Origin of the sequence: Methylothermaceae bacteria B42 (genome assembly GCA_001566965.1) — a bacterium.
In the GTDB taxonomy this organism is placed as follows: domain Bacteria; phylum Pseudomonadota; class Gammaproteobacteria; order Methylococcales; family Methylothermaceae; genus Methylohalobius.
Genome location: LSNW01000014.1, coordinates 221,409 through 228,732 on the forward strand (window position 1 = coordinate 221,409; position 7,324 = coordinate 228,732).

General features: G+C 51.6%; 9 protein-coding genes. 5 read left to right on the top strand and 4 right to left on the bottom strand.

The features are described 5' to 3' along the window. Positions 1-4: 4 nt before the first annotated feature. From AXA67_07760 to AXA67_07775, 4 genes are read left to right on the top strand one after another with little or no spacing between them, the layout of a single operon-like run. Positions 5-1,498: a glucose-6-phosphate dehydrogenase gene (locus AXA67_07760; protein ID KXJ41108.1), complete on the top strand. Its 1,494-nt coding sequence runs from the start codon at positions 5-7 to the stop codon at positions 1,496-1,498. Further along, positions 1,495-2,220: a carboxymethylenebutenolidase gene (locus tag AXA67_07765; GenBank protein ID KXJ41109.1), complete on the top strand. Its 726-nt coding sequence runs from the start codon at positions 1,495-1,497 to the stop codon at positions 2,218-2,220. The genes AXA67_07760 and AXA67_07765 overlap by 4 nt, the downstream gene beginning before the upstream one ends. Further along, complete coding sequence (locus AXA67_07770) at positions 2,217-3,182, top strand: acetyl-CoA carboxylase subunit alpha (GenBank protein KXJ41110.1); 966 nt, start codon at positions 2,217-2,219, stop codon at positions 3,180-3,182. Before AXA67_07765 ends, AXA67_07770 begins: the two co-directional genes overlap by 4 nt. After that, positions 3,179-4,489, top strand: coding sequence for a hypothetical protein (locus AXA67_07775; protein ID KXJ41111.1), 1,311 nt, complete (start codon positions 3,179-3,181; stop codon positions 4,487-4,489). The genes AXA67_07770 and AXA67_07775 overlap by 4 nt, the downstream gene beginning before the upstream one ends. Before the next feature lie 396 nt (positions 4,490-4,885). Here AXA67_07775 and AXA67_07780 read toward each other — a convergent pair whose 3' ends face one another. From AXA67_07780 to AXA67_07795, 4 genes are all read right to left on the bottom strand, one after another. Continuing rightward, the gene (locus AXA67_07780) at positions 4,886-5,128 is read right to left on the bottom strand and encodes a hypothetical protein (GenBank protein KXJ41112.1); all 243 of its coding nucleotides are present in this window, start codon (positions 5,126-5,128) and stop codon (positions 4,886-4,888) included. A 21-nt stretch (positions 5,129-5,149) separates the two neighbouring features. After that, a complete protein-coding gene (locus tag AXA67_07785) occupies positions 5,150-5,398 on the bottom strand; it encodes a hypothetical protein (GenBank protein ID KXJ41113.1) in 249 nt (82 codons plus the stop codon). A gap of 551 nt (positions 5,399-5,949) precedes the next feature. Further along, positions 5,950-6,282 (bottom strand): plasmid stabilization protein, encoded by a 333-nt coding sequence (locus AXA67_07790; GenBank protein KXJ41114.1) that lies wholly within the window; start codon positions 6,280-6,282, stop codon positions 5,950-5,952. Between the two features lie 3 nt (positions 6,283-6,285). Beyond that, positions 6,286-6,558: a prevent-host-death protein gene (locus AXA67_07795; protein ID KXJ41115.1), complete on the bottom strand. Its 273-nt coding sequence runs from the start codon at positions 6,556-6,558 to the stop codon at positions 6,286-6,288. Between the two features lie 296 nt (positions 6,559-6,854). Here AXA67_07795 and AXA67_07800 point away from each other — a divergent pair. Next, positions 6,855-7,324: hypothetical protein (locus AXA67_07800; GenBank protein KXJ41130.1), on the top strand; the 470-nt coding region annotated here is incomplete at its 3' end.

Consider the following 7,324-nt stretch of genomic DNA (forward strand, 5'->3'; position numbering starts at 1 on the left):
CTTGATGGATAAAGCCTGCACTTTTATCATTTTTGGCGTCACGGGGCATTTGGCGCGCACCAAATTATTGCCTGCGCTGTACCGCCTGGATGCCGCTGGCATGCTCGCGCCACAAACCCGTATCGTCGGTTTGGGCAGGCGGGAGTGGGACAATGATATCTGGCGCCAGCAGGTGATCGGCCATTTACAGGAAGGGCTTGAGGATCTGGATCAAAAGCTGTTGGACCGCTTTCTCCAGCGCCTGGCATTTATCTCCCTGGACTTAGGCGAACCCCAGCACTATCGGGCCATGGCCGAAGTATTGGCTGCTCCCGAGTATCCGCCGAATCTTGTTTTCTATTTAGCGATTCCACCGGATCAATATGCTTTGGCAGCCCGCAATTTGGCGGAAGTCAATTTGAACCAGGAAGACCATGGCTGGCGCCGTCTGGTGGTGGAAAAACCATTCGGTTACGATCTGGAGAGTGCGCAACTGCTGGATCACACCCTCCACCGCAATTTCCGGGAAGAACAGATCTACCGGATTGACCACTATCTCGGCAAGGAAACCGTCCAGAACATTTTCGTTTTCCGGTTCGCCAATTTACTCTTGGAGCCTTTGTGGAATCGTAACTATATCGATCACGTCCAGATCACCCATGCGGAAACTTCCGGCGTGGAAGGCCGGGCGGGTTATTATGACAGCGCTGGCGCTCTCCGTGATATGCTTCAGAGTCACCTGTTGCAGATGCTGGCATTGACGGCAATGGAGCCACCGCCGCAGCTGGATGCGGAATCGCTGCGGGACGAAAAGGTAAAAGTCCTCAAATCCATTCGCCCTATTCCCGCCAGCGCGGTGCACGCCCACGCTTTCCGGGCCCAATACGCCCGGGGCACCATAGAGGGTCGTGAAGTTCCCGGCTATCTGGAAGAAGAGGGGGTTCCTCCAAGCAGCAGCACCGAAACCTACGCCGCCTTGAAACTCTATTTGGATAATTGGCGCTGGCGTGGCGTGCCTTTCTATCTGCGCACGGGCAAGCGGTTGGCGAAAAACCGTTCCTTGATTGCCATTCGTTTCAAGCATCCGCCCCAACAGTTATTCCGGGAAACCCACATTAACCGCCTGGAACCAAACTGGTTACTGCTGGGCATCCAGCCTGAACAGTGCATCCGCGCGGAAGTGTATGTTCAGGAAAGCGGCACCGAAATGCGGGCCCGTAAGATTCAATTGGACGCCTCCACCTGTGGCATGCCCGCCAACCGGCTGGCGGCATACGAAACCTTATTGCTGGATGTGATAGACGGGGATCACTCCCTGTTTTTGCGCTCAGACGAGGTGTTATGGGCATGGAAGGTGGTCGATCCCATTCTGAAAGTATGGTCAGTGGAGCGTGATTACATTCATACTTATCCAGCAGGCAGCTGGGGGCCGGAGGAAGTCAATCGATTGTTTGACCGGGAAGATCATTATTGGCGTCACGGTCTGGATATCCATGAATGTCAGGAGGCAGCGCGATGACGATACAAACACAAACTGTGGAATATCAAGAAGGGGAAACCCGCCTGATTGGCCTGTTGGCGTGGGATGATGCGCAAACGGCGCCGATGCCCGGCGTATTGGTATCCCACACCTGGGCGGGGCGGGATGACTTTGCCTGTAACAAAGCCAAGGCCGTTGCCGAGTTGGGCTATGCGGGATTTGCCCTGGATCTCTACGGCGAGGGGAAAGTCGGCTCTGGCCCGGAAGAAAATGCCAAGCTCATGCAGCCCTTTTTGGACGACCGGGCCTTGTTGCAGAGGCGAATGTCAGCCGCTCTGGAAGCGCTTCGAGCCCAACGGCAGGTAGATAACAAACGCATTGCCGCCATGGGATTTTGTTTCGGTGGGCTTTGTGTACTGGATTTGGCCAGAATTGGCGCGGATTTGAATGGCGTCGTCAGTTTCCACGGCCTGCTCAATCCGCCGGGAAATACCCAAGGCACAAAAATCAAAGCCAAGGTGTTGGTACTGCACGGCCACGACGACCCCATGGTCCCCGTGGAAGATGTCGTCGCGTTGGAACAAGAGTTGACCGAAGCCGGCGCTGACTGGCAGGTCCACGTTTACGGCAACACCATGCATGCCTTTACCAACCCCAAAGCGAACGATCCTGGCTTTGGCACCGTCTATAACCCGGTAGCGGACCGACGCTCCTGGATTTCCCTGCAAAACTTTCTGGAAGAGATTTTCACTGCATCATGAATTTGAACTATCTGGATTTCGAACAACCCGTTGCCGATTTAGAAGCCAAGATTGAGGAACTCAAGCGAGTTGGTTTTGACAACGAGATCAATATTTCCGAGGAAATCGCCCGGCTGGAAGAAAAAAGCCGCAAACTGACCGAATCCATTTTTTCCTCCCTGTCGGCCTGGCAAATTTCCCAACTTTCCCGCCACCCCTTGCGTCCGTATACACTGGATTATATTGATCTGATCTTTACCGATTTCCATGAACTCCACGGTGATCGTACCTTTGCCGATGACCCGGCGATAGTCGGCGGTCTGGCCCGCCTGGAAGGGCGGCCGGTGATGGTGATCGGCCAGCAAAAGGGGCGCGATACCAAGGAAAAACTACGCCGTAATTTTGGCATGCCCCGTCCCGAAGGTTACCGCAAGGCACTGCGCCTCATGCAAATGGCCGAGCGCTTTCAATTGCCGGTGGTGACTTTTATTGACACCCCGGGAGCTTATCCTGGCATTGATGCCGAAGAACGGGGGCAAAGTGAAGCTATCGCCCGCAATTTGTTTGTCATGGCCCAGCTTAAAACCCCCATTGTCTGCACCGTCATCGGAGAAGGCGGTTCCGGCGGGGCGTTGGCCATCGGTGTCGGTGACCGGTTATTGATGCTGCAATACAGTACCTATTCGGTCATCTCCCCGGAAGGTTGCGCTTCCATTCTCTGGAAAAGCGCCGACAAGGCCGAGTTGGCGGCAGAAGCCATGGGCATTACTTCTGAGCGTCTGGAAGAGCTGGGATTGATTGACGAGATTATTCCAGAACCTCTGGGGGGCGCCCACCGGGACAAGAAAAAGGCGGCGGCCAATATTAAGGAAGCCCTGCTAAAGCATCTGGATCAGCTGGAAAAAAGGCCGCTGCAAAAACTGCTGGATGAACGTTATCAGCGGCTCATGAGTTACGGGGTATACACCGAAGAGAGTGCATGACCGATCTGCTTCAGCATTTAAGGCGCTTTCTCGAAGAAACTTCCCTTTCCCATTTCAAGATTGCTTACAGCGGGGGCCTGGATTCCCATGCGTTGCTGTATCTTTGCTCCCGCTTGCAAGACCTGTGGCCATTCGCCGCCATCCACATCAACCACGGCCTGCAACCCGATTCATCCGCTTGGGCTGAACATTGCCGCCGAACGTGCGCATCACTCAATCTTCCTATCCGGATTATTACTGTCAACGCCGAAGCCGCGCCAGGCCAAAGCCCGGAAGAAGCAGCGAGGAACGCCCGGTACCAGGCCCTGTCTCAACATCTTGAGCCCGGCGAAGGGCTGCTCCTTGCCCAACACCAAGACGACCAAGCCGAAACCGTGTTGCTGCAACTGCTACGGGGCGCCGGTCCTGCGGGCCTGGCCGGCATGCCTATTGCCGCGCCTCTTGGAAAGGGGAAACTCCTGCGGCCTTTGCTGGGTATTCCCCGTAGTGCCTTGAAGGAATACGCCGAATCCCATCATCTGACATGGCTGGAAGATCCCAGCAATCAAGATTTATCCTTCGACCGCAATTTTCTCCGCCATCAGGTTCTCCCGCTAATAGCCAAGCGCTGGCCGGCCTATGCCCGCGCCATCTCTCGCAGCGCCCGCCATTGTTGTGAAGCTCACGGCATTTTGGCGGAAGTTTCAGCGCAAATGTTGGAGACGGCAGAAGCCGATGACGGTGGTTTGAAAATTGATGCTATCACTCAATTCACTCCTCCCCATCAGCGCTTGTTGTTACGCGCCTGGCTGCAAAAACATGGCTTTAGGTTGCCGCCCGAGCCCTTTATCCGAAGAGTTTTGACCGAAGTCATCGGCGCCAAACACGATCGTATGCCCAAAGTGGTATGGAAAGAAGGGGAAATTCGCCGCTACGACGATAAGCTCTATGTTCTTTCTCCCTACCAGCTATTCCCACGGAAAAATTATCTATGGACGGGAAATTCGCCATTGGTATTGGAAGGAAACGGCACCCTCAAGACACGGCCTGCAACCGGTCAGGGCATCGTACTCAAATACTGGCAACATGGAAGAAAAGAAGTCCGCTACCGCCAGGGCGGAGAAGTCTGCCGCTTGCCTAACCGCCAAGGGCATCGCAGCCTGAAAAAACTATTCCAGGAATTCCGCATCCCTCCCTGGCTCAGAGAGCGGGCGCCATTGATTTATATTGATGGCAAACTGGCCGCGGTGGCGGATTTTTGGGTTTGCGAACCTTTTGCCGCCAAGGACAAAGAAGCGGGTGTGCTTCTTGTGTGGGATGGGGCTTAGTTTAGTGAAATTAAAGAATCGCTGAATAATTCAGTGTTTCCCTACCCCGAATATTTCACCAGCATCCCGGCTGATGGCGCAGGATAGGCGCGGCTGAACGCTGGCTTGGACTGAAAAATCGCCGGGAGCGATTTGGAACAGCCGCAGGCTGGCCCGAAGGGAGATCTACAGGGAAGTAGATCGTAACGTGCGTACTAAGGTTCGCAACCTACTGGCTCTGGGAACAGGCAAACGCCAGGGCTTGATCTCTGGATGAAAGCGCATGGGTATGCCTGATCTCGCCGTGTGCTCCCTTCTTGTGAACCGCTTGAGTAGCGGACCCGCATGTTTGGTGGTGTGGGGAGGACGGGTTAGAAGCACGCCCTTACCCGAGTGGGAGTTTTATAATGACTGAAGCTATTTACTCAGAACCTCCGTATTCTTCAGATAAATAGTACTGCATGAAATCCGGTCATTTTCTTGATTCATGAAGATCCCGATATAATCCGGCAAGCCAGCCCAAGAAGGCGGTGGCGCGGATGGCCCTGCGTCTTTGGTTTTATACAGGAACACACCTTCGATGAAGGCCACAGTAGCGATACCGTATATCTTTGCAAATTTGAGCGCTCCGGATTGAAAGCTACATGTGGCGAAAATCATCGCCTTATGCGCCTTTACATCCTACATTTTCGCCCATAGGGAGAGTAGCTTTTCCCTTTCAACTGGTCTGCTATAACGTTTGCACTCCACTAGAACAACTATCTGAGCACCATTTAAAATGGTGAGCTGGGCAACCGCATCGAACTCATAGTCTCCGCCAGCGCCGCATAGGTGGCTAAGATGCTTCACCTCAAATTTGTCGAGCATTCCACCGGCATCCCGTAGCCAACCAACAACCTGCTTCTCATACTCTTCGGGCGATATGTCCACAGTACTTGCTGGATTCCAGGGCGACTTAGGATTTCGTTTCGGCACTATCCCTCCCACATACCCAAACGATTCGCATATGTGGCGCGCGTCAAGCGCATCCAAGTGAGCGTAGCAGTTGATACTTACTCATGACCGCCGCCCCTGGTAAACGGGCTTAGTGGACTGGTCACTATCCAAGCTTCGAATGAAGTGTACGATGTCAATGCATCAAACAGAGGAGGCGATCAAACCGTTTCGTGGGGACTTGGTGGTAGGCGCCGAATGCATGTTTTCCTGGTACTGGTTGGCGGCTCTTTGCCTTCGGGAAAAGATTAAGTTCGGGCCATGCTTTGTCTATGAAAGCCATTCATGGCGGTATCCCTGTCTCTTACCCTTCGGGCAGCTTGCTGTCCAAATTTGATCCGGTCAAATTTGTGTGCGCAGGCACGGCCTGACGCAATAAGGAAAAGTTAAGGCAGCAGAAACGACAAGCGTATATTTTAAAAATCCGATTATTTCGGAGAAAAACTCGTTTTGCCTATTGACAAGAGGCGGTCATATAGATGTTAGCATTATTTTTTCCTTACCAGTCTCTCAAGCAAAACATCCTCGATGTTTCGCCGGGAATCAATAACCAATAGCACATAAACCTGCTCTTCATAAATGCGGTAAATCATCCGCCATGGAGGAATGATCAATTCTCGATATTGAATAATGCCTTGATCCTTAAGCTCTGGGACAATTCGGCCCCTTTGGGGAAAAGAGCAAAGATTTGAAGCTTTGGTTTTTATTTTTTTAAGGCTGTCTCTGGCAGCTAACGGACTATCAATGCATATATACTCAATAATGGACTTCAGATCCTCTTCAGCAGCTTGTGCCCATAGCACCTTATAATTTCTTGCCATTAATCAGGAATCAACCAGTTTCTCTAAATCAGAAAATACTTGGTCTTGCGTTTTTGATTTTCCTTTTAGGATGTCCTCCTCACCCAAGGATATCAATTTCATTAATCCTATGGCGTTCCGCATATTTTCGTAACTTTCGGGATCTTGAAGCACGGCTCTCGGTTCACCATTTTGTGTAATGATGATGGGCCGGTGAGTTTCATTTACCTGCTTTAACATATCAGCAGCCTTGGACTTCAGGAATGATATTGGCTTGATATCAGTAGAAATTTTCATAACAATCACCTCCAGTCCTTTTATGGTACTATATTATGGCTGGATGTCAATATTCAACAAAAAATGGTACTTATTGCGCTAACGTTAAAGCTATGCGGCGCTAACGAAGCACAGCGTAGTTTGCGTCCGAACGAGCGTATTGAGTACGCCCGCCATGGGCATGAACTGATGGGGTGCAAGTCTCCCCTGTAGGCGTACCTGTCATGTTCACGATGTGGACTACTATAACTACTAGCCGACGGCGACCCCCCTGCGTCAGACTAGTTGTCGCCTCTATAAAACAGAGGAATTAAACGATGTCCCAACGTTATAGTGACGCATTTAAAGAACAAGCCATAACAAAAGTATTGCAACGTGGTGATAAAACGATACAGGGTATCGCTGATGAATTGAATGTAAACTTGTTTACCCTTAAAAACTGGCTAAAGAAACCTCGAACAACGCCTATGACAGACACCCCGATGAATAAACGCCCAGTTGATAGGTCAATGGCAGAGCGTTTTGCTTTATTAATGGAAAGCGCCGCTTTAGAAGGTGAGGCGTTGAATGCCTTTTGCCGTCAACAAGGTATTTTTCCGCATCATCTTGATCGTTGGAAAGACGAGTTTGTTAAAAAAGCCGATAAAGCCGAACAATCAGGGAAATCCCGATCAGACAGGTCTTTACGGGATGAGATTAAACAACTGGAGAAAGAATTAAATCGCAAGGAAAAGGCCTTGGCAGAAGCCGCCGCCTTATTGGTGCTACAAAAAAAGTGCCGAGCGGG

Coding starts and splice junctions, on each gene's coding strand:
- AXA67_07770 (KXJ41110.1), top strand. CDS start 2,217: ATGAATTTGAACTATCTGGATTTCGAACAACCCGTTGCCGATTTAGAA.
- AXA67_07790 (KXJ41114.1), bottom strand. CDS start 6,282: ATGGCAAGAAATTATAAGGTGCTATGGGCACAAGCTGCTGAAGAGGAT.
- AXA67_07765 (KXJ41109.1), top strand. CDS start 1,495: ATGACGATACAAACACAAACTGTGGAATATCAAGAAGGGGAAACCCGC.
- AXA67_07775 (KXJ41111.1), top strand. CDS start 3,179: ATGACCGATCTGCTTCAGCATTTAAGGCGCTTTCTCGAAGAAACTTCC.
- AXA67_07795 (KXJ41115.1), bottom strand. CDS start 6,558: ATGAAAATTTCTACTGATATCAAGCCAATATCATTCCTGAAGTCCAAG.
- AXA67_07760 (KXJ41108.1), top strand. CDS start 5: ATGGATAAAGCCTGCACTTTTATCATTTTTGGCGTCACGGGGCATTTG.
- AXA67_07780 (KXJ41112.1), bottom strand. CDS start 5,128: ATGATTTTCGCCACATGTAGCTTTCAATCCGGAGCGCTCAAATTTGCA.